The sequence below is a fragment of the Ectopseudomonas composti genome, assembly GCF_900115475.1.
Classification (GTDB): domain Bacteria; phylum Pseudomonadota; class Gammaproteobacteria; order Pseudomonadales; family Pseudomonadaceae; genus Aquipseudomonas; species Aquipseudomonas composti.
The window spans coordinates 25,063-46,124 of the sequence record NZ_FOWP01000013.1; the positions used below are offsets into that span (position 1 = coordinate 25,063).

At 62.1% G+C, this 21,062-nt stretch carries 24 protein-coding genes; 2 read left to right on the forward strand and 22 right to left on the reverse strand.

The genetic code is table 11. The annotated features are described in order from the left end of the window. Positions 1-24 precede the first annotated feature (24 nt). The 12 genes from BM059_RS20105 to BM059_RS20160 all read right to left on the reverse strand — a co-directional run bounded on the left by BM059_RS20105 (position 25) and on the right by BM059_RS20160 (position 9,394). Positions 25-381: a PilZ domain-containing protein gene (locus tag BM059_RS20105; RefSeq protein ID WP_003245164.1), complete on the reverse strand. Its 357-nt coding sequence runs from the start codon at positions 379-381 to the stop codon at positions 25-27. A 126-nt stretch (positions 382-507) separates the two neighbouring features. After that, positions 508-1,500, reverse strand: a complete 993-nt coding sequence (locus tag BM059_RS20110; protein ID WP_074941099.1) for a DNA polymerase III subunit delta' — start codon at positions 1,498-1,500, stop codon at positions 508-510. Next, on the reverse strand, positions 1,493-2,125 hold the full coding sequence (tmk, locus tag BM059_RS20115; RefSeq protein ID WP_037000296.1) for a dTMP kinase: 633 nt from the start codon (positions 2,123-2,125) through the stop codon (positions 1,493-1,495). Before tmk ends, BM059_RS20110 begins: the two co-directional genes overlap by 8 nt. A 9-nt stretch (positions 2,126-2,134) precedes the next feature. Next, positions 2,135-3,190 (reverse strand): endolytic transglycosylase MltG, encoded by a 1,056-nt coding sequence (mltG, locus tag BM059_RS20120; protein WP_074941100.1) that lies wholly within the window; start codon positions 3,188-3,190, stop codon positions 2,135-2,137. A 3-nt stretch (positions 3,191-3,193) separates the two neighbouring features. Further along, the gene (pabC, locus tag BM059_RS20125) at positions 3,194-4,009 is read right to left on the reverse strand and encodes an aminodeoxychorismate lyase (protein WP_074941101.1); all 816 of its coding nucleotides are present in this window, start codon (positions 4,007-4,009) and stop codon (positions 3,194-3,196) included. Continuing rightward, positions 4,009-5,253, reverse strand: a complete 1,245-nt coding sequence (gene fabF, locus BM059_RS20130) for a beta-ketoacyl-ACP synthase II (protein ID WP_074941102.1) — start codon at positions 5,251-5,253, stop codon at positions 4,009-4,011. Before fabF ends, pabC begins: the two co-directional genes overlap by 1 nt. A 111-nt stretch (positions 5,254-5,364) precedes the next feature. Beyond that, a complete protein-coding gene (gene acpP, locus BM059_RS20135; RefSeq protein ID WP_003245177.1) occupies positions 5,365-5,601 on the reverse strand; it encodes an acyl carrier protein in 237 nt (78 codons plus the stop codon). A gap of 228 nt (positions 5,602-5,829) precedes the next feature. Beyond that, the gene (fabG, locus tag BM059_RS20140) at positions 5,830-6,573 is read right to left on the reverse strand and encodes a 3-oxoacyl-ACP reductase FabG (protein WP_003245179.1); all 744 of its coding nucleotides are present in this window, start codon (positions 6,571-6,573) and stop codon (positions 5,830-5,832) included. 15 nt (positions 6,574-6,588) lie between these two features. Continuing rightward, on the reverse strand, positions 6,589-7,527 hold the full coding sequence (gene fabD, locus BM059_RS20145) for an ACP S-malonyltransferase (RefSeq protein WP_074941103.1): 939 nt from the start codon (positions 7,525-7,527) through the stop codon (positions 6,589-6,591). Positions 7,528-7,656: 129 nt separating this feature from the next. Continuing rightward, positions 7,657-8,667 (reverse strand): phosphate acyltransferase PlsX, encoded by a 1,011-nt coding sequence (plsX, locus tag BM059_RS20150; protein ID WP_074941104.1) that lies wholly within the window; start codon positions 8,665-8,667, stop codon positions 7,657-7,659. 3 nt (positions 8,668-8,670) lie between these two features. After that, positions 8,671-8,853, reverse strand: coding sequence for a 50S ribosomal protein L32 (gene rpmF, locus BM059_RS20155; RefSeq protein WP_003245185.1), 183 nt, complete (start codon positions 8,851-8,853; stop codon positions 8,671-8,673). A 13-nt stretch (positions 8,854-8,866) separates the two neighbouring features. Then, positions 8,867-9,394, reverse strand: coding sequence for a YceD family protein (locus BM059_RS20160; protein WP_037000303.1), 528 nt, complete (start codon positions 9,392-9,394; stop codon positions 8,867-8,869). A 108-nt stretch (positions 9,395-9,502) separates the two neighbouring features. Here BM059_RS20160 and BM059_RS20165 point away from each other — a divergent pair, with 108 nt between their 5' ends. Next, complete coding sequence (locus BM059_RS20165) at positions 9,503-10,084, forward strand: Maf family protein (protein ID WP_074941105.1); 582 nt, start codon at positions 9,503-9,505, stop codon at positions 10,082-10,084. Between the two features lie 48 nt (positions 10,085-10,132). On the opposite strand, the gene sppA is transcribed toward BM059_RS20165, so the two are convergent. The 3 genes from sppA to rluC are packed head-to-tail and all read right to left on the reverse strand — an operon-like array spanning position 10,133 to position 12,741. After that, positions 10,133-11,110 (reverse strand): signal peptide peptidase SppA, encoded by a 978-nt coding sequence (gene sppA / locus BM059_RS20170; RefSeq protein WP_074941106.1) that lies wholly within the window; start codon positions 11,108-11,110, stop codon positions 10,133-10,135. After that, positions 11,100-11,795 (reverse strand): HAD-IA family hydrolase, encoded by a 696-nt coding sequence (locus tag BM059_RS20175; RefSeq protein WP_037000310.1) that lies wholly within the window; start codon positions 11,793-11,795, stop codon positions 11,100-11,102. The genes sppA and BM059_RS20175 overlap by 11 nt, the downstream gene beginning before the upstream one ends. Then, complete coding sequence (gene rluC / locus BM059_RS20180) at positions 11,788-12,741, reverse strand: 23S rRNA pseudouridine(955/2504/2580) synthase RluC (RefSeq protein ID WP_037000312.1); 954 nt, start codon at positions 12,739-12,741, stop codon at positions 11,788-11,790. Before rluC ends, BM059_RS20175 begins: the two co-directional genes overlap by 8 nt. Before the next feature lie 576 nt (positions 12,742-13,317). Between rluC and rne the strand changes: the two genes are divergently transcribed. After that, positions 13,318-16,377: a ribonuclease E gene (gene rne, locus BM059_RS20185; RefSeq protein WP_074941107.1), complete on the forward strand. Its 3,060-nt coding sequence runs from the start codon at positions 13,318-13,320 to the stop codon at positions 16,375-16,377. Positions 16,378-16,491: 114 nt separating this feature from the next. On the opposite strand, the gene murB is transcribed toward rne, so the two are convergent. The 7 genes from murB to BM059_RS20220 are packed head-to-tail and all read right to left on the reverse strand — an operon-like array spanning position 16,492 to position 21,004. Then, the gene (gene murB / locus BM059_RS20190; protein ID WP_074941108.1) at positions 16,492-17,511 is read right to left on the reverse strand and encodes a UDP-N-acetylmuramate dehydrogenase; all 1,020 of its coding nucleotides are present in this window, start codon (positions 17,509-17,511) and stop codon (positions 16,492-16,494) included. Then, entirely contained in the window at positions 17,508-17,972 is a 465-nt protein-coding gene (locus tag BM059_RS20195) for a low molecular weight protein-tyrosine-phosphatase (RefSeq protein ID WP_037000316.1), read from the reverse strand. Before BM059_RS20195 ends, murB begins: the two co-directional genes overlap by 4 nt. Continuing rightward, complete coding sequence (gene kdsB, locus BM059_RS20200) at positions 17,972-18,736, reverse strand: 3-deoxy-manno-octulosonate cytidylyltransferase (RefSeq protein WP_037000317.1); 765 nt, start codon at positions 18,734-18,736, stop codon at positions 17,972-17,974. Before kdsB ends, BM059_RS20195 begins: the two co-directional genes overlap by 1 nt. Continuing rightward, positions 18,737-18,922: a Trm112 family protein gene (locus BM059_RS20205; protein WP_013714804.1), complete on the reverse strand. Its 186-nt coding sequence runs from the start codon at positions 18,920-18,922 to the stop codon at positions 18,737-18,739. It lies immediately after the preceding gene. A 22-nt stretch (positions 18,923-18,944) separates the two neighbouring features. After that, positions 18,945-19,946 (reverse strand): tetraacyldisaccharide 4'-kinase, encoded by a 1,002-nt coding sequence (gene lpxK / locus BM059_RS20210; protein ID WP_074941109.1) that lies wholly within the window; start codon positions 19,944-19,946, stop codon positions 18,945-18,947. Continuing rightward, positions 19,947-20,375, reverse strand: coding sequence for an ExbD/TolR family protein (locus BM059_RS20215; RefSeq protein ID WP_074941110.1), 429 nt, complete (start codon positions 20,373-20,375; stop codon positions 19,947-19,949). Beyond that, entirely contained in the window at positions 20,372-21,004 is a 633-nt protein-coding gene (locus BM059_RS20220; RefSeq protein ID WP_037000321.1) for a MotA/TolQ/ExbB proton channel family protein, read from the reverse strand. Before BM059_RS20220 ends, BM059_RS20215 begins: the two co-directional genes overlap by 4 nt. Positions 21,005-21,062 lie beyond the last annotated feature (58 nt).

The window sequence follows — 21,062 nt, forward strand, 5'->3', positions numbered from 1 at the left end:
GATGCGAGTTCGCGGCCAGAAAGCTTACATCGTATGAGTCGGGCGGTCGGACTTCAGCGCGCCGGCGAGGTAGGTTTCGATCTTGTTGCGGGCGGTGTTGTCGCCATCGTTGAACTGCACGCCGACACCGGCAGCGCGGTTGCCTTGGGCGCCTTTCGGGGTGATCCACACCACCTTGCCGGCCACCGGAATCTTTTCCGGCTCGTCCATCAGGTTGAGCAACATGAACACTTCGTCACCGAGCTTGTAGCTCTTGTTGGTGGGAATGAAGAGACCGCCGTTCTTGATGAAAGGCATGTAGGCCGCGTAGAGCACAGACTTGTCCTTGATGGTCAGGGACAAGATTCCGTTACGGGGACCCAGATTGGGTGGCAGACTCATCAGCGCATTCCTGGCGTTTATTGCTTAATGGCTGATTCTAGGGCCTGTTCATGCTCAGGCGCAAACAACCAGGTGGCAGGCAGCCAGCAGAATGTGACGCCCTGCCGAATCCTGCCCCGGCGCGACTCAACCGCGATCCTGCCCCGGCAGTGCCGCCCATTGCACCAGCAGGGCTTCCAGTAGCAGTACACGGTTGAGGTTGGCCTTGCCCATCACCTTCTGCCGCTGCGCGAGCAGCCATTCCTGAATCGCCAACACCTTGGCCTGCGCGCTCTTGTCTGCCAGGTACTGCACCACCTTGCGCATATCGACCTGGCCCAGTCCTTCTTCGTCCTGAGTCAGTTGGTAGCGCAACATCAATTGCGCCCAGTCGCAGAACCAGTCGAACAACAGATTCAGCGGCAGTGAGTTCCAGCTTTCCGCCAGTTGGCTCGGCGAGATCTGCTGCTTGAGCAGCTTCTTCACGCCCTCCACGGCCTGTGCACGCTGCTCTCGTACGCCCTGAGCCTGCAGACGCACGGCAGCCAGCGGCGAACCCACCGCGAACGTCAGCAGATCGATGCGCTCATCATCACCCAGCTCAGGCAGCGCCTGGGCCAGCCAGGCCAGGCTCATCGCCTCGCTCGGCAACGGACAGGCCTGCTGCACGCAGCGACTCTTGATAGTCGGCAATAGCCGACTGGGCTGGTGACTGATGAGCAGTAGCACGGTATTGCCGGAGGGCTCTTCCAGGCTTTTCAGCAACGCGTTGGCGGCGTTGAGGTTCATCGCCTCAGCCGGCTCCAGCAACACCACCTTGCGCCCACCGAGTTGCGCGGTCTGCACCACGAAGTCGACCAGCTCACGCACCTGATCGACCTTGATCGGCTTGTCCATTTCCTCGGGTTCGAGGACGAAGTTATCCGGGTGAGTGCCGGCGGCCAGAAGATGACAAGACTTGCAGTTGCCGCAGGCATCCAGCCCATTCGGGCTCTGACAGAGCAGGCGCGCCATCAGGCGTTCGGCCAGCGCACGCTTGCCGATACCGGCCGGACCATGCAGCAGATAGGCATGGGCATGCTGGCTACGGCCGGCCAGTTGTTGCCAGAGCGATTGCTGCCAGGGATAGACCTCAGCCACGGCAGGCCTCCAACAGGCTCGGCAGCAAGGCATCGATATCGACCTGCACCTGGGCAAGGGTCTGCCCGGCGTCCAGCACGTGATACCGCTGTGGTGCCTGCGCAGCACGCTGCAGGTAGGCCTGGCGTACCGCTTCGAAGAAACCACGACCTTCCTGCTCGAAACGATCCAGACGTCCGCGAGCCGCCGCACGTGCCAGACCGACCTCGACCGGCAGATCGAATATCAGCGTCAGATCAGGACGAAGCTCACCCTGGACGAACTGCTCCAGCTGCGCGATGCGCTCGATGGAAAGACCACGGCCACCGCCCTGGTAGGCGTAGGTGGCATCGGTGAAACGGTCACACAGCACAACACAGCCCCTGGCCAATGCCGGACGAATCACCTGCTGCAGGTGCTGGGCGCGGGCGGCAAAAACCAGCAGCAACTCGGTATCGGCCGCCATTTGCTCATCGCTCGGGTCGAGCAGCAATTCGCGAATACGCTCGGCCAACGGCGTCCCGCCGGGCTCACGGGTCAACAGCACATCCACGCCCTGCTCGCGCAAGCGCTCGGCCAGGTATTCGCGGTTAGTGCTTTTGCCGGCGCCTTCCGGGCCTTCCAGGGTAATAAACAGACCGGTCACGGATTGCCCTTATTCAGTTTCGGCCGCCGCACGTGGCGCGGGGCTGGAGCGGTAGTCGGCGCGACGCTTGAGCTGGTATTCGCGCACGGCGCGATTGTGCTCGGCCAGAGTGTTGGAAAACACGTGGCTACCGTCACCTCGCGCGACGAAATACAAGGTGGTGCCATCAAGCGGGTTGAGCGCGGCATTGATCGCCTCGCGGCCGACCATGGCAATCGGCGTCGGCGGCATGCCGTCGATGGTATAGGTGTTGTAGGGCGTCGGCGTACGCAGGTCGGCGCGGGTGATGCGGCCGTTGTAGCGCTCGCCCATGCCGTAGATCACGGTCGGGTCGGTCTGCAGGCGCATGCCCATGCGCAGACGCCGGACGAACACACCGGCGATCTCGCCGCGCTCCTCGGGCACACCGGTTTCCTTCTCGATCATCGAGGCCATGATCAGCGCGTCGTAGGGTTCGCGATAAGGCAAGCCCTCGGCACGCTGCTGCCACTCTTCATCCAGTACGCTTTCAAGGCGCGCGTTGGCCTGCTTGAGCAGGTCTTCGTCGCTCATGCCGCGTACGTAGCGATAGGTATCGGGGAAAAAGCGCCCTTCCGGGTTCTGCCCAGCAAGGCCCAGGCGCTCCATCAACTGAACATCGCTGAGGTCAGCCAGACGCTGCTCCAGGCGCTCCTGACGCCCCAGGGCCGCGCGCACCTGACGGAAGTTCCAGCCCTCGACCAGGGTCAGGCTGTACTGCACCACCTCACCACGCTGCCACAGGCCGAGCATGTCTCGCGCCGTCTGTTGCGGCAGCAAGCGATACTCGCCGCTGTGCATGGCCGGAGCACGCAGGTTGAAACGCCAGTAAAGACGCAACCAGAAGGCGTTGTCGATCACGCCCTCCGTCTCCAGACGATTGAGCATGCCGCTCGGCGTGGCGCCGGACGGCACCTCCAGGAGCATTTCTCCATTCAGATGCAGAGGCTGCTCGAGTGCCCTCTGCTGCTGCCAGGCGGCACCGACCACCAGCAGCGCAGCCAGCAACACGCCGCATTCAAGCAGCACCAAGATCTTGCGTAGCACCAGTTATTTACTCAGTAGGTCGCAGACGATGGCCTGCAGTTTACGGGTGAGCGGCCCGACCGACCAGTGTCGCTCTTGCAGCGCCCGCACAGGCCAGATGCCGTAAAGGCTGTTGCAAAGAAAGACTTCGTCGGCGCTCAGCAGTTCGTCGAAGGAAATATCGCGTAACTCGACAGGCAGCCCGAGCAACTGCGCCTGCTGCAGGATCTCTGCGCGCATCACACCGGCCACGCCACACCGCGATAGATCGGCCGTCACCAGCCCTCCGTCGACGACGATAAACAGGTTGCTGTACACGCCCTCGATAACCCGGCCACTGCTGTCGCGCATCAGCCCTTCGGCGTACTCGGCTTCCTGCCATTCAGCGCGCGCCAGCACCTGCTCCAGGCGATTGAGGTGCTTGAGCCCGGCCAGCAGTGGCTGCTCGGCCAGGCGCGTCTCGCAAGGAAACAGACACACGCCCTGCTCGGCATGCGCCACAGGGTACTGCGGTAACGGCGCGGCCTGCAGGATGCGCAGCGGCTGACAGGGCTGCGGCGGCGCATAGCCACGCTGGCCCTCGCCACGGGTGACGATGAGTTTGGCTACGCCCTCGCCCAGCTGCCCGGCGAACGCCTGCAGCTCGTGCTCCATGAGAACCAGATCGAGGGGAATGGACAGGCGCCGGCAACCATCGGCCAGGCGCACCAAATGCCGCGTCAGCAGCGGAATGTGCCCGCCACGCACGGCAATGGTCTCGAACAGACCATCGCCGTAAGCCAGGCCACGGTCGCGAACCGACAACTGCTCGCCGGGCACGCCGTTGACCCAGCTCAGCATCAGCCGTTGAACCGACGGAACAGCAGCGAGCCGTTGGTACCACCAAAACCGAAGGAGTTCGACAGGGTGATTTCGATCGGCATGGCCTTGGCCTGGTGCGGCACGAAGTCCAAGTCGCAACCTTCGTCAGGCTCGTCCAAATTGATGGTGGGCGGTGCCACCTGATCACGGATCGCCAGGATGCTGAAGATCGCCTCCACAGCACCAGCGGCACCGAGCAGGTGGCCGGTCATCGACTTGGTCGAGCTAACCGACAGGCCATAGGCATGCTCACCGAACACGCTCTTCACTGCTGCGACTTCAGCTTTGTCACCTGCTGGCGTCGAGGTGCCATGGGCGTTGATGTACTGCACCTGATCGGCATTGATACCAGCATCACGCAGGGCAGCCGCCATGCAGCGCGCCGCACCTGCACCATCTTCAGGTGGCGAGGTCATGTGGAAAGCATCGCCGCTCATACCAAAGCCGATCAGTTCAGCATAGATGGTGGCACCACGCGCCTTGGCATGCTCCAGCTCTTCCAGCACCAGAGCGCCGGAGCCGTCGGACAGGACGAAGCCGTCACGGCCCTTGTCCCACGGACGGCTGGCCTTGGTCGGATCGTCGTTGCGAGTCGACAGCGCGCGCGCCGCACCGAAGCCGCCCATGCCCAGACCACAGGCCGCCATCTCGGCACCACCGGCAACCATCACGTCAGCTTCGCCATAAGCGATGTTGCGCGCGGCCATGCCGATGCAGTGGGTACCGGTGGTGCACGCCGTAGCGATGGCGTAGTTCGGCCCCTGCAGACCCAGGTGGATCGACAGAAAACCGGAAATCATATTGATGATCGAGCCAGGCACGAAGAACGGCGAAATACGCCGCGGCCCCTGCTCGTGCAACGATTTGCAGTTGTTCTCGATATTGGTCAGGCCGCCGATGCCGGAGCCCATGACCACACCGATACGCTCACGATTGGCGTCGGTGATATCCAGCCCGGAATCACGCACGGCCTGAAAGCAGGCAGCGAGACCGTACTGGATGAACAGGTCGAGCTTGCGCGCCTCTTTGGCGGACAGATATTCCTCGACGTTGAAGCCTTTGAGCGATCCGCCAAAACGGGTGGAGTAGGCGGACAGGTCCATATGCTCGATCAGACCGATGCCACTGCGCCCGGCCAAAATGCCCTGCCAGCTGCTCGGCACATCGTTACCCAGCGGCGACAACATGCCCATACCGGTAACCACGACGCGTCTACGCGACACAGCAATCTCCTCTTGTTCTACTCAGGCGCCACATGCGCCTTGCACGTAAAGAAAAACCGCACGCCTGATGAGGGCAGTGCGGCTTTTCTCGGTCAGAAAGCTGACGGTGACTTATTGCGCGTGGGCAGTCACGTAGTCGATAGCTTCCTGAACGGTGGTGATTTTCTCAGCTTGCTCGTCCGGGATCTCGGTCTCGAATTCTTCCTCGAGAGCCATCACCAGCTCAACGGTGTCAAGAGAGTCGGCACCCAGGTCTTCAACGAAGGAAGCGCTGTTGGTTACTTCCTCTTCCTTGACGCCAAGTTGCTCAGCAACGATTTTCTTGACGCGTTCTTCGATGGTGCTCATACCTTGTTTTCACTCCTATTGGACAAATCCAGGCAGCTGGTAGCGGCCAAGTGTATAGAAAGGGTTTTTAGCATTTCAAGCTGAATGCCGGGGAGCCCCCAGGAACACTTCAACGATCTGTCTATAAACCTGTTGCAGCTTTATAACGGATTTTAGACAGCGACTATGACAGTTTTCTGATGGCTCGCGTCACATTCGAGAGCCTCCGATCATTCGGAGGCGCCCTTTTTAGCTCATGTACATACCGCCGTTCACCGGGATAGTAGCCCCTGTGACGTATCCTGCGCCATCGGAAGCCAGGAAACCGACGACCTTGGCGATCTCTTCAGCCTGACCCAGGCGACCCAGCGGAATCTGCGTCAGCAGCGCGTCACGCTGGCCTTCCGGCAGCTCACGGGTCATGTCGGTATCGATGAAACCCGGGGCCACCGAGTTGACAGTGATACCGCGCGAACCCACTTCACGCGCCAGAGCGCGGCTGAAGCCCTCCAGACCGGCTTTGGCTGCAGCGTAGTTGACCTGACCGGCATTACCCATGGCCCCAACGACGGAGCCGATGTTGATGATGCGCCCGAAACGCGCTTTGGTCATGCCACGCAGTACGGCCTTGGACAGACGGTAGAGACTGTTCAAGTTGGTGTTGATGACATCATGCCACTCGTCGTCCTTCATGCGCAGCATCAGGTTATCGCGGGTGATGCCGGCGTTGTTGACCAGGATCAGTGGCTGACCAAGATGTTGCTGAATGTGTTCGAGGGTAGTGGCAACCGATTCGTCGTTGCTCACGTCGAGCACCAGGCCGGCGCCTTCGACGCCATTGGCCTTGAGGGTTTCAGCGATGCGCTCGGCACCCGAGGCGCTGGTGGCAGTGCCGATGACGATGGCGCCCTGACGACCCAGTTCCAGGGCGATTGCCTGGCCGATGCCACGGCTGGCGCCGGTAACCAGCGCGACCTTACCTTGCAGACTCATGTTCGTTCTCCTTTCTCAAGCCAACGCAGCACGAGCGGCAGCGAAAGCATCGGGGGTATCCAGGTTGTAAGTGTTGATGCCTTTGACGCAGCGCTTGTTCAGACCACTCAGCACCTTGCCGGGACCGCACTCGACTAGGTCGGTCACGCCCTGCTCGGACAGACGCACCATCGACTCGACCCAACGCACCGGGCTGTACAACTGCGCCAGCAAGTCGGCCTTGAGAGTGCCCAGATCCGATACCACTGCGGCACTGACGTTCTGTACCAGCGGAATCTGCGGTGCTTGCCAATTCAGGGCCTCGACCGACTCGGCGAAACGCTCGGCGGCAGGCTTCATCAGCGCACAATGCGACGGCACGCTGACCGGCAGCGCCATGGCGCGCTTGGCGCCACGCGCCTTGCAGGCCTCGATGGCGCGCTCGACGGCAGCAGCGCTACCCGCGATCACCACCTGCCCCGGCGCATTGAAGTTCACTGCGCTGACCACATCGCCCTGCGCCGCCTCGGCGCATGCGGCCAGCACATCGGCATCTTCCAGACCGAGGATGGCGGCCATGCCGCCCTGCCCGGCCGGCACAGCCTGCTGCATCAACTGACCACGACGCTCCACCAGCTTCACGGCATCGGCAAAGCCAATGCTGCCAGCAGCTACCAGAGCGGAGTATTCACCCAGGCTATGACCAGCGACGAATGCCGGCTTGGCGCCGCCCTCGGCCTGCCACAGGCGCCACAAGGCGATGGAGGCGGTGAGAATGGCCGGCTGAGTCTTGTCGGTCTGATTCAGTTGCTCTTCCGGCCCTTGCTGGGTCAATGCCCAGAGGTCATAGCCGAGCGCTTCGGAAGCCTCGCCGAAGGTATCGAGCACCAGTTTCTGCTGGGCACCGTGATCGGCGAGCATGGCCAGGGCTTGCGAACCCTGACCGGGGAAGACGAATGCGAGGGATGCAGACATGAAAAAGTCCCTTGAGTCGAAAAAACCACACCAGAACGAATCCGGTGCAGAAAACTGACAGTTGGATGGCAGGCCGCGTGTCGCGGTCACATTCCAGGCGATGAGTCCCGGCCAGCGAAGGCGACGAGTCTACAACAACAAGTCTTCAAGTCGACCATGCAGTCGCTGCGGCAAATTCTCCTGCACCTCGCGCAATGCACAGCGAATGGCACTCTGGAAGCTCTCCTGCCCGGCCGCGCCGTGACTCTTGACCACGATGCCCTGCAGACCGAGGAAGCTCGCACCATTGTGCCTGGCTGGCGCCAGGTCGGCCTTGAGACGGCGCAGCAGCGGCATCGCCAAGGCACCAATCGCCTGAGCGAACAGTCCTTCGCTGAACAGTGTTTCGACCCTTCCGGTAATCATCTTGGCAAGGCCTTCGCTGGACTTGAGCAGGATATTGCCGACAAAACCGTCGCACACCACGACATCGGCTTCGCCGCGATACACCCCATCACCCTCTATATAGCCGATGAAGTTCAGCCCCTGAGCCTGCTGCAGCATATTGGCCGCCAGCTTGACCTGCTGATTACCCTTGATGTCTTCGGTGCCGACATTGAGCAAGGCGACCCGCGGCCGAGACACACCAAGCGTCTCGGCCGCCACAGCGCCCATGATGGCGAACTGGTAGAGGTGCTCGGCACTGCAATCGACGTTGGCCCCCAAATCCAGCAAGTAGCAGTGACCGCGCTCAGTGGGAATCGGGCTGACCATGGCCGGCCTGTCGATGCCCGGCAGCGTCTTCAGCACATAGCGCGACAAAGCCATCAGCGCACCGGTATTGCCGGCGCTGACGCAGGCGTGCGCCTGGCGCTGACGCACCATTTCCAGCGCCACGCGCATCGAGGCATCGGGCTTGCCACGCAAGGCCTGGGCCGGACGCTCGTCCATGGCGATCACTTCGCAGGCATGATGAACCTGCAGGCGAGCGCGATCGACGCCGGAATGGCGAGCAAGCTGTTCTTCGATGAGGGGAGCTTGACCGACGAGGGTCAGGTGCAGCGAGGGGAATTCGGCCAACGCAGAAATGCAGGCCGGAACAATGCAGTGGGGACCGAAGTCCCCACCCATTGCATCAATCGCGATGATCGAGGCGGACAAGGATTACTCGTCAGCGCCCTTGTCGATCACTTTGCGACCGCGGTACACGCCTTCCGGAGAAACGTGGTGGCGCAGGTGAACTTCACCGGTGCTCTTCTCTACGGACAGAGTGCTGGCCTCGAGGGCGTCGTGCGAACGACGCATGTCGCGGGCGGAACGGGATTTTTTGTTCTGCTGAACAGCCATAATTCATTAACTCCTAAACGTTTGGGTCACGCTTTAACTGCGCCAATACACTGAACGGGTTGGACCGCGATACCTCGTCCTCGCCCGGCTCGGGCTCATCGAGACCGTCCGGCTGCTGGCAATCACCTGGGGCGTGAGCAGGAACGATCGGCAGGGCGAGAAGCAATTCTTCCTCGACCAGACCGAGCAGCTCCAGCGGCTCTTCACCCACTTCCAGCACGTCGTAGCCCTTCGGCAAGGACTGAGTGTTCGCTCCAACCCGAACCACGGCGTATTCACATTCGCTGCGGATGGGTAGCGCGACCAGCTCCAGACAACGCTGGCAGACCATTTTGACCTCAACCTCGAGCTCACTGCGGATAACCACAGTTTTCTGCTCGTCACGGGCGAAATGAAACTTCGCCTGCACAACGCCAGCCGTATCGGCAAGCGGGTCGCAGAGACGCGGCAGGCTGGCCAGTTCGAGCTGCCCTTCTAGGGTAGCTTCGCGGTCGGCGAGCTTGCGCGGATCAACGTGAGGTGGAATCGGCCCATTCAACATAGGCGCAGCATTCTAGGGATGCACCCTGCCGCTGTCAAAGGAAATTCAGCCTGTTTTCGAGCAGTGGCGATCAGTAGAATTTCCCACCTGCCTAATAAGGAAGAGAACATGCCCGCACTGCTGCTCGCCTCCAGCTCGCCCTATCGCCGCGAGCTGCTCGAACGCCTGCAACTGCCCTTCACCTGGCAGTCGCCGAGCATCGACGAAAGCCGCCAGGATAGCGAAGCAGCCATCGACTTGGTCAAACGCCTGGCCGAAGAAAAAGCCCGCGCCCTCGCCACCAGCCACCCCGACCATCTGATCATCGGTTCGGATCAGGTCGCCGTACTCAGTGACGGGCAGATACTTGGCAAACCCCACGACCTGCCAAGGGCCCAGCAACAATTACGCGCCGCCAGCGGCAGTAGCGTGACCTTCCTGACCGGCCTGGCGCTGCTCAACACCAGCAGCGGCAGCTGCCAGGTCGACTGCATACCCTTCACCGTGCACTTTCGCCCACTGAGCAACGAACGCATCCTGCGCTACCTACAGCGCGAAAAGCCGTTCGATTGCGCCGGCAGCTTCAAGTCCGAAGGCCTGGGCATCAGCCTGTTTCGCAGCACCGAAGGCGAAGATGCCACCAGCCTGATCGGCCTACCACTGATTCGCTTGGTGGACATGCTACTGAACGAAGGCGTAGAAATTCCTTGAGCCACCCACAATGAAGAAGGCCCGCTGAGCGGGCCTTCTTTATATACATCAGCGCAGCGTCGGCCCCTGAAAGCCCATCCACAGCGCAATGCGATCGGCGACACTGGTCCCCAGGCGCTTGGCGAAGCGGTCGAACGGCGTATCACGCTGCGTGAAGTCGACCATCTCTTTCTGGCCAATCACCTCACGCGCCACATAGCTGGCACTGCCCAACGCATCGACCAACCCCAACTGCAGCGCCTGCTCACCGGACCAGACCAACCCCGAGAACAACTCGGGATGCTCGTCCGCCTTGAGGCGGTCACCACGCCCCTTCTTCACGCTGTCGATGAACTGACGATGAGTGGTGTCCAGCACGGTTTTCCAGAAGAGGGTTTCCTCTTCCTTCTGCGGCTGGAACGGATCGAGGAATGCCTTGTGCTCACCCGAGGTGTAGACGCGGCGCTCGACACCGAGCTTCTGCATGGTTTCGACGAAGCCGAAACTGGCCGCCGTGACACCGATGGAACCGACCAGACTGGCCTTGTCGGCATAGATCTCATCGGCCGCGCTGGCGATGTAATAGGCGCCGGACGCCCCCAGATCACTGATCACGGCGTAGACCTTGGTCTGCGGATATTCACCGCGCAGACGACGGATCTCGTCATAGATGTAGCCAGACTGCACCGGGCTGCCACCTGGACTATTGATGCGCAGGATCACACCCTTGGTATTGGTATCTTCAAAGGCGGCACGCAGACTGCCAACGACCTTGTCAGCACTGGCCTCCTCGCGGTCAGCGATCATGCCGCGAATTTCGATCAACGCCGTATGCTCGGCGGCAGTCGACGCCGACTTCAGGTCGAGCACCGGCAACACCAGGGCCAGCGCACCGAACAGGTAGATAAAGGTCAGCAGCTTGAAAAAAATGCCCCAGCGGCGCGAACGACGCTGCTCCTGAACGCTGGACAGCAGCGCCTTTTCCAGCAGTTTCCAGCTCTTGGCATCCTCGCCCGACGAAGACGATGACTTCCACTCATCCGACATGCTCACTCACCTCTGCAGGACGCTGCGCACGACCGACTTCCAGCCACGCACGCAGCTCATTGAATTCATTGATCGCCAAACGCGGCGAACACTCGCGCAGCACCGATAGCGGCTGCGCACCAAAACCGACAGCCACTGCATCCATCCCGGCATTGCGCGCCATCAGCAGATCGAAGGTCGAATCCCCCACCATCAGCGCACGCTCAGGCTGGACCCGGCAATGCGCAAGAATCTCGTGCAGCATCAGCGGATCAGGCTTGCTCGCCGTCTCGTCAGCGCAACGGGTGATATCGAAGTAATCCAGCCAACCTTTGTCAGCCAACACCCGATGCAACCCCTTGCGCCCCTTGCCGGTCGCCACCGCAAGACGATAGCCCCGCTCACGAAAGACTTCGAGCGACTCGCGCACGCCCTCAAACAACGGTGACGGCTCGGTTTCCAACGCCAGATACTGCTCGCTGTAGGCGCGCCGGATGGTTTCGATTCGCAGCGCCTCATCGAGTTCCGGATAGAGCGTGCGAATCGCCACGCCCAACTCCAAGCCGATGATGCCGCGCACCGCGACATCGCTGCAGCGCGGCACGCCCGCCACATCGGCAGCACGGTGCATGGCCTCGACGATGCGACCGATGGAATCGACCAGCGTGCCATCCCAATCGAAGATCAGCAGCTGATAGTCAGGCACTCAAACGCTCCAGAGTCCTGGCCCACACCTCATCCACCGGCGCCTCGAGCTTCAGCACCCCACCATCGGGCAGCGGCACATGCAACTCGTAGGCATGCAGGAACAGACGCTTGCCACCCAGTTCGCGAATCTCGCGGGAAAAGTCGTCGTCACCGTATTTACTGTCGCCGGCGATACCATGACCTGCATATTGGGCGTGCACACGAATCTGGTGGGTACGACCAGTGATCGGCCTGGCCTCGACCAGCGTGGCGAACTCACCGAAACGGCGCAGTACACGAAATACCGTGAGCGCCTCCTTACCCTCGGGATTCACCTCGACCATACGCTCGCCGGAACGCAGGTTGCTTTTCAGTAGCGGCGCGGCGACCTGCTTCTTGGCAGTCGCCCAATGGCCGCGCACCAACGCCATATAGCGCTTATCCACACCATCGCCGCGCAGCGCTTCGTGCAGGTGGCGCAGCATGCTGCGCTTCTTGGCGATCATTAGCAGGCCGGACGTATCGCGATCAAGGCGGTGCACCAGCTCCAGATCCTTGGCATCGGGACGTAACTGGCGAAACGCTTCGATCACACCGTAATTCAAGCCACTGCCACCATGTACGGCGATGCCCGCCGGCTTGTTCAGAACGATCAGCGCCTTGTCCTCGTAAACGATGGCGGCTTCGAGGCGCTGCAGCAACCCCTGCGCCAGCGGCTCGGGCTCATCGCGCTCGGCCAGACGCAGCGGCGGCACGCGCACGATATCACCAGCCTGGAGCTTGTACTCGGGTTTGATCCGACCCTTGTTAACCCGCACCTCACCCTTGCGCAAAATGCGGTAAATCAGGGTCTTGGGCACGCCCTTGAGCTGTGTCCTGAGGAAGTTGTCGATGCGTTGGCCGGCGAGTTCCGGTGCAACCTCGATCAGCTGAACGCCGGAGGTTGGAGAGGCAGGAGTAGTCATCGCGCAATCATAACAATTTTTTATGGAATTGAAGCACTTAATCATTGCTGCTATAGTCGCGAACGCCGCCAAAAGCGGCCTGGCTTGCGGATGAATGCCAAATTTGCCATCCCTAGCCCGCGCAAACGTATTTGGACGTGAGGCCGTCCGACGGATTCTTCAGGTTAGAAAGCCGCAACAGGCCACGAAGACTTCGGAAATAAAGCCTTGAGTATGATGCGCGATTCGCCCGTCGGGCGGTCGCGGTAACTGATAACCGCTGCGGAATCCGCGCGCGGCACCCGATTTTCAGCGATACGTGTAGGGTGGAGATGTACAACTGTCGAACTGCGTAGCATATCGCTTGATCAAAGACGCCTTATCTCGTCCGCTACCGCCAGTTGATTCCTCTTCCTGACTGAGTGCTTTCTGTCACCACAGCAAGCAGGAGACGTCCGTCGCGACCGCAGCCTGATATGGCTGACCGTCGCTAGACAGTGGAACGATTTACGACCGTTTCTGACGCGCCTGACACCGACCCTGAGAGTCGTGTGTGCCTAACGTGGCTTCCGCTAGCCCGGAACCCATTGGTACCACATGAAAAGAATGCTAATTAACGCAACTCAGCCCGAAGAGTTGCGTGTCGCCTTGGTAGATGGCCAAAAACTCTACGACCTGGACATCGAGTCCGGCGCCCGCGAACAGAAAAAGGCCAATATCTACAAAGGCCGCATCACCCGCGTTGAACCCAGCCTTGAAGCCGCTTTCGTCGATTTCGGCTCAGAACGCCACGGTTTCCTCCCCCTCAAAGAAATCTCCCGCGAATATTTCTCCAAAGCCCCTGAAGGCCGCGTCAACATCAAGGACGTGCTCAAGGAAGGCCAGGAAGTCATCGTCCAGGTCGAGAAAGAAGAACGCGGCAACAAGGGCGCAGCCCTGACCACTTTCATCAGCCTGGCCGGTCGTTACCTGGTGCTGATGCCGAACAATCCGCGTGCTGGCGGCATCTCCCGCCGCATCGAAGGCGAAGAGCGCAACGAACTGCGCGAAGCGCTGAACGGTCTCAACGCGCCGGCCGATATGGGCCTGATCGTGCGCACCGCCGGCCTGGGCCGCTCCAGCGAAGAAATGCAGTGGGACCTCGATTACCTGCTGCAACTGTGGAGCGCCATCAAGGAAGCCTCCACCAGCCGCCCTGCCCCGTTCCTGATCTATCAGGAATCCAACGTCATCATCCGCGCCATCCGTGACTACCTGCGCCAAGACATCGGCGAAGTCCTGGTCGACAGCGTCGAAGCCCAGGAAGAAGCCCTGTCCTTCATCCAGCAGGTGATGCCGCAGTACGCCAGCAAGATCAAGCTGTACGAAGACAGCGTGCCGCTGTTCAACCGCTTCCAGATCGAAAGCCAGATCGAAACCGCCTTCCAGCGTGAAGTGAAGCTGCCGTCCGGCGGGTCCATCGTCATCGACCCGACCGAAGCCCTGGTTTCCATCGACATCAACTCGGCGCGCGCCACCAAAGGCAGCGACATCGAGGAAACCGCCCTGCAAACCAATCTGGAAGCGGCCGAAGAAATCGCCCGCCAGCTGCGTCTGCGCGACATCGGCGGTCTGATCGTCATCGACTTCATCGACATGACCCCGGCCAAGAACCAGCGCGCCGTTGAAGAGAAGGTGCGTGAAGCCCTGGAAGCCGACCGCGCCCGCGTTCAAGTCGGCCGCATCTCGCGCTTCGGTCTGCTGGAAATGTCCCGTCAGCGTCTGCGTCCGTCCCTGGGTGAAACCAGCGGCATCGTCTGCCCGCGTTGCAACGGCCAAGGCATCATCCGTGACGTCGAATCCCTGTCGCTGGCCATCCTGCGCCTGATCGAAGAAGAAGCGCTGAAGGATCGCACCGCAGAAGTTCGCGCCCAGGTACCAATCCCGGTCGCCGCCTTCCTGCTCAACGAGAAGCGCAACTCGATCACCAAGATCGAACTGCGCACCCGTGCACGCATCGTGATTCTGCCGAACGATCACCTGGAAACGCCGCATTTCGAAGTGCAACGCCTGCGCGACGACAGCCCGGAAGCACTGAGTGGCCAAACTAGCTACGAAATCGCCGCCACTGCGGAAACCGAAGAAGCGGTAGCTCATCCAGCCGCCGCCACCCGCACCCTGGTTCGCCAGGAAGCCGCGATCAAGGCCGCACCGCGTAGCAGCGCTCCGGTAACTGCCGAGCCGCAAGCCGAACCGCTGGCACCGACCAAGGCGCCTGAGCCGAGCCTGTTCAAAGGCCTGGTCAAGTCGCTGGTCAGCCTGTTCGCCGGTAAGGAAGAAGAAGCCAAGCCAGCAGTCGTCGAGAAGAAGAGCAGCGAGCGTCCGCCGCGCGAAGAGCGCCGCAATGGTCGTCAGCAGAGCCGCAATCGTGGCGGTCGTCGCGACGAAGAACGCAAGCCGCGCGAAGAACGTGCCCCGCGTGAAGAGCGTCAGGCTCGCGAGCCACGTGAAGAGCGCCAGCCTCGCGAAGAGCGTGCACCGCGTGAAGAACGCGCCCCACGCGAGCCGCGTGAAGGCCAGGAAAACCGTCGTGAGCGCAAGCCGCGCGAAGAGCGTGCACCGCGTGAAGAGCGCGTACGCGAACTGCGCGAGCCGATCGATGCCGCTGGCAGCGAGCAACGTGAAGAACGCGCCGAGCGCCAGCCACGTGGCGAGCGCCAGGAGCGTCAGCGTCCGCCGCGTGAAGAGCGTCAGCCGCGCGCCGAGCAGGCCGAGGCCGTGCAGGACGAAGTGCTGCTGAACGAAGAGCAACTGCAGGACGATGAGCAGGACAACAACGATGGCGACCGTCCGCGCCGCCGCTCCCGCGGTCAGCGTCGTCGCAGCAACCGTCGCGAGCGTCAGCGTGATGCTGATGGCAACCTGATCGAAAGCGCCGAAAACAGCGAAGCCGCAGGTAACGAAGCTCAAGCCGCCGCCACTGCTGCCGTAGCCACTGCTGCCGCCGTGGTTGCAGAAAGCGTCGACAGCAGCGAAACCGTTGCCAGCGAAACTACAGTCAGCGAAGCCCCGGCCGCCGAAGCACCTGCAGTTCAGACTGAAGAAGCACCTGCCGCTCAACCGGTCGAGGCGCAAGCCGAGGCTACCGTGAGTGAAGTGGTCGAAGCCGCTCCGGTCGTGGAAGCCGCGGTCGAGGCAGAGCCTGTCACTGCCATCGAAGCGCCTGCTGCCGCTGAAGTACAGATCGCTGAGCCAGCCGTACAAGCAAAGCCAGCCGCAGAAGTCGCTCAGGAGGCCGTTGCGGCTCCAGTCGAGGAAGCCGCTCCAGCTCCAGCACCGGTTCCAGCCAATGCCACCGGCCGCGCCCCGAACGACCCGCGTGAAGTGCGTCGTCGTCAGCGTGAAGCCGAGCGCCTGGCGCGCGAAGCTGCACAGGCCGCCGCTGCCGCACCTGCTGTAGAAGCTACCCCAGTAGTCGAAGCTGCTCCGGCCGCTGAAGCAAGCACCCCGGCAGAAGCCACTGTAGTCGAAGCCGCTCCTGCGCTCGAGCCAGTCGCCGAAGCCGAAGCCGAAGCCACTCCTATCGTCAGCGAGCAAAACGTGAGCGAAGCGGTAGAGCAAGCGCAGCAGGAAGAAGAAACGCAAGCCGATAAGGATGAGGTCAAGCCTCAGGCTTGATCCTTCAACGGTCACTAAAAAGGGGATGCCTAGGCATCCCCTTTTTCATGTCCATCACTGGTAGCCCGGATGCAATCCGGGAGCGGCAGTCGCCGGATCACGCCCCGCTACAGATCAGAGCACGTTCGGTTCGATTTCCAGTTCCACACCAAAACGCGCGCGGATATCGGCCTGGATACGCTGCGCCAGCTGCAGCAGCTGCGTCCCCGTCGCCTGGCCGTAGTTGACCAGCACCAGCGCCTGCAAACGATGCACACCGGCATCGCCCTCACGAAAGCCCTTCCACCCTGCCCGCTCGATCAGCCAGCCGGCTGCCAGCTTGGACAGACCATCGCCCGCGGGATAGCTAACCAGATCGGCATGCTCGGCGCGGATACGCTCGGCCAGCCCGAACGGCACCACCGGGTTCTTGAAGAAGCTGCCGGCATTACCCAACTCGACAGGGTTCGGCAGTTTTTCGCTGCGAATGGCGCAGATCGCCTGGCTGACATCGGTCGCGGTCGGTACTTCGATACCCATTTCCACGAGACGCTGACGCACCGGGCCATAATCCAGGCGCAACGAAGCCAGGCGGCTCAGCCGAAAACGCACACGCAAGATGAGCCAGCGCCCGACTTCACGCTTGAACAAGCTGTCGCGATAGGCGAACGCACACTCTTCTGTAGTGAAGTCGCGCAGCTCACCGGTCTGCCGATCCAGCGCAGTCAGGCCAGCGAACAGATCCTTGATCTCCACGCCGTAGGCACCGATGTTCTGCATCGGCGCAGCGCCTACAGTACCGGGAATCAGGCTGAGGTTTTCCAGGCCATTGAGGCCTTGCGCCAGACTCCACTGCACGAAGGGATGCCAGGGCTCGCCGGCTTCGGCCTCCACCAGCACCTGCTCGCCATCCTCGCTGAGGATACGAATGCCACGACTGGCCATGCGCAGCACCAGCGCCTCGACATCGCGGGTCAGCAGCAGGTTGCTGCCACCGCCGATCACCAGCAGCGGTACATTACGCTGCGCCGCCAGGCTCAGCGCCTCGCGTGCATCCTCATCGTCATGCGCCTCGGCGAACAGCCGTGCCCGCACATCCACGCCAAAGCTGTTGAAGGCCTTGAGCGAAACGTCACTCTGCAGATTCAGGCTCACAGGCGCCCCTTGATTTCTACCAGCAACGCATCGCTGGCCTGTTCGATCAGATCCAGCACCTGCTCGAAGCCGTCCTCACCGCCGTAGTAAGGATCAGGCACTTCGTCCAGCGTCAGCTCATAGCGGCGCAGATAGAGGTCGAGATCGGCGCGGGCATCCGCTGGGCGCAGTGCCTTGAGGTTGCGCAGATTGCTCTGATCCATGGCCAGGATCAGGTCGAAGCGCTGGAAGTCAGCAGCCTCGACCTGACGCGCGCGCTGCGCCGACAGGTCATAGCCTCGGCGCAAAGCCGCTTGGCGCGTACGGCTATCCGGCGCCTTGCCGACGTGCCAGTCGCCGGTACCGGCTGAGTCCACCTGCACCTGATTTTCCAGGCCGGCTGCGCGCAGCTTGTGGCGAAACACGCCTTCGGCCGTGGGTGAGCGGCAGATGTTGCCCAGACAGACGAACAAAACCTTCATCAGGCCCCCAGCAGGTGGCGCACCCGCTCCAGGTCTTCGGCAGTGTCCACGCCGGCAGCCGGTGCTTCGAGGGCATCGGCGACATGGATGCGTACGCCGTTGTACAGCGCGCGCAATTGCTCCAGGCACTCGGTGTCTTCCAGCCAGCACGGGCCCCAGGCGACGAAGTCATGCAGGAAGCCGGCGCGGTAGGCATAGATGCCAATGTGACGACGGTATGGCACGCCTTGCGGCAGTACATCGCGGCTCTTGGCGAAGGCGTCGCGCGCCCAGGCCAGCGGCGCACGGCTGAAGGTCAGGGCCAGGCCATTCTTGTCGGCGACCACCTTGACCACATTGGGGTTGAACAGCGCAGCAACGTCCTCGATGGGCTCGGCCAGCGTGGCGATACCGGCCTGCGGGTTGGCCGCCAGGTTAGCCGCCACCTGATCAATGATCACCGGCGGGATCAGCGGCTCATCACCTTGCACGTTGACCACGATGGCATCGGCCGATAAACCAAGCTGGGTGGCGACTTCGGCCAGGCGGTCGGTGCCAGAGTTGTGATCCTCGCGGGTCAGCAGCACCTCGGCGCCGAAGGCCTGGCAGACCTCGACGATACGCGCATCGTCGGTGGCGATGACCACGCGCTGGGCCGAGCTCTTCTTCGCCTGCTCCCAGACGTGCTGCACCATGGGCTTGCCGGCGATGTCCTGCAGCGGCTTGCCGGGTAGGCGAGTAGAGGCGTAACGGGCGGGAATGACGACAGTGAAGGCTGCGCTCATTTACTTGTCCAGACGCTCGTCGGTATTCAGGGTTCGGGCTTCGCTTTCCAGCATCACCGGAATGCCATCGCGAATCGGATAGGCCACGCCAGCGCCCTTGCTGATCAGTTCGGTCTTGTCTTCGGAAAGCTGCAGCGGGCCTTTGCAGATCGGGCAAGCGAGAATGTCGAGCAGTTTAAGGTCCATGGCGCAGTCCTTGATGGGGTCATCAAGACCCCGGTATGAGGCGGGCCAGCTCGTTATCCAGCCAGTCGATGAAAGCCGGCGTAGGCACGGCGTCGACGGCCAGGTACCACCAGTCGGCGGCGGCGAAGGCCCGGCATTTCACCGCATCCTTCTCCGTCATCAACAGTGGCAGCGGCGGCTCGAAACTGAGCTGCGCGGCACCGTACTGGGCATGGTCGGCGAAGGGGTGCGGAACCGGGCGCCAGTTTAGCGCTTCGAGGGTGTCGAAGAAACGTTGCGGGTTGCCGATACCGGCCACGGCATGCAACGCCTGGCCGGGCGGCAGGTGATCGAGAGCAACGCGCTCGCCGCTGGCCAGGTTGACCAGCGCAGTTGGCTGCAGGCGAAAGGCGAAGCCATCGGCACGATCGGCTTCGGCGCCGTTGAACAGCAAGGCGTCTACCTCATCCAGGCGCTCGGCCGGCTCGCGCAGCGGCCCGGCAGGCAGGCAGCGGCGATTACCCAGGCCACGTGCGGCATCAATCAGCACCAGCTCCAGATCACGCGCCAGGCGATAGTGCTGCAGACCGTCGTCGCAGAGGATCAGATCCAGGGATTCTTCGGCCAACAGTGCGCGCACCGCGCGGCCACGATCCGGGTCGATCATCAGCGCTACGCCGGTGCGCTGGACGATCAACAGCGGCTCGTCACCCGCCTGCGCTGCCGGTTGCTCGGCACGCACGCGCCACGGCAGGCTCGGCGGCGTGGCGCCATAGCCACGGCTGACCACGCCGACCCTGAGGCCACGAGCCCGGCAATGTTCGATGAGAAAGAGGATCAACGGCGTCTTGCCGGTACCGCCGACGGTGATGTTGCCCACCACCAGCACCGGCACCGGGGCGCGATAGATTTCGCCCTCGCCAGCCAGGAACCGCGCACGCTTGCCCTGCACCACGCGGCGATACAGCCACTCCAGCGGGCGCAGCAGCGCCAGCGCCGGATGGCCGCGATACCAGGCCTCGAGCAGGCGATCAGCGGCGCTCACTCAGGGGGCTTCCTGTGCTTCCACCGTGGTGATGCGCAGGTGCGAGAAACCCAGCTTGCCGGCGGCGTCCATGGCGGTGATCACCGACTGGTGCGGCGTCTTGCCATCGGCGCTGATGATCAGCGGCAGGCTGTTATCACCATCGGATTCTTTCTGCAGCGCCGCCATCAGGTTGCTCAGGTTGCTTTCCAGCAGCGCCTTGCCGTTAACCGAATAAGCACCGTCGGCGCCAATCAGCACCTCGACCTGCTTGAGTTCGGTCTGCTCTGGCGGCGTACCACTGGCCGCCTCGGGCAGGTCGACCTTGAGCTGGGTTTCACGGGTGAAGGTGGTGGTGACCACGAAGAACAGCAGCAGGATGAACACCACGTCGATCAACGAGGCCAGGTTGATCTCGACGTTCTCCCGCGGTTTGCGCCGGAATTTCACGCCTTGCCCTCGCCCAGGTCGACGTCGCGATCACCCTGCACCATTTCCACCAGCTTGATCGCTTCCTGCTCCATGCCGACCACCAGTTCATCGACACGGCGCTGCAGGTAACGATGGAAGAACAGCGCCGGAATCGCCACCATCAAGCCGGCAGCGGTGGTGATCAGCGCCTTGGAGATGCCGCCAGCAAGCATTGGCGCATTGGCCATGCCTGAGCCCATGAAGGAACTGAAGATCTCGATCATGCCCAGCACGGTGCCGAGCAGGCCTAGTAGCGGCGCGATGCCGGCAATGGTACCGAGGGCATTGAGGTAACGTTCCAGATCATGGATGACGCGGGCGGCGGCTTCCTCGATGCACTCCTTCATGATCTCGCGACCATGCTTGGAGTTGGCCAGACCCGCGGCGAGGATCTGCCCCAGAGGCGAGTGCTCACGCAGCTCCTTGAGCTTCTGGTTGTTGAGCTTCTTGTCCTTGATCCAGCGCCACACCTGGGCCAACAGATTGGCCGGCGTAACGCGGGCGGGCCGCAGGGTCCACAGGCGCTCGGCAACGATGCCGGCAGCAGCGATGGAACAGAGAATGATCGGCAGCATCATCCAGCCGCCAGCTTTGACCAGTTCCCACACGGTAGAGAATCCCCCTCGAAAAAGTGGCGCCACTCTAGCATAGGGTGCAACGCCCGCC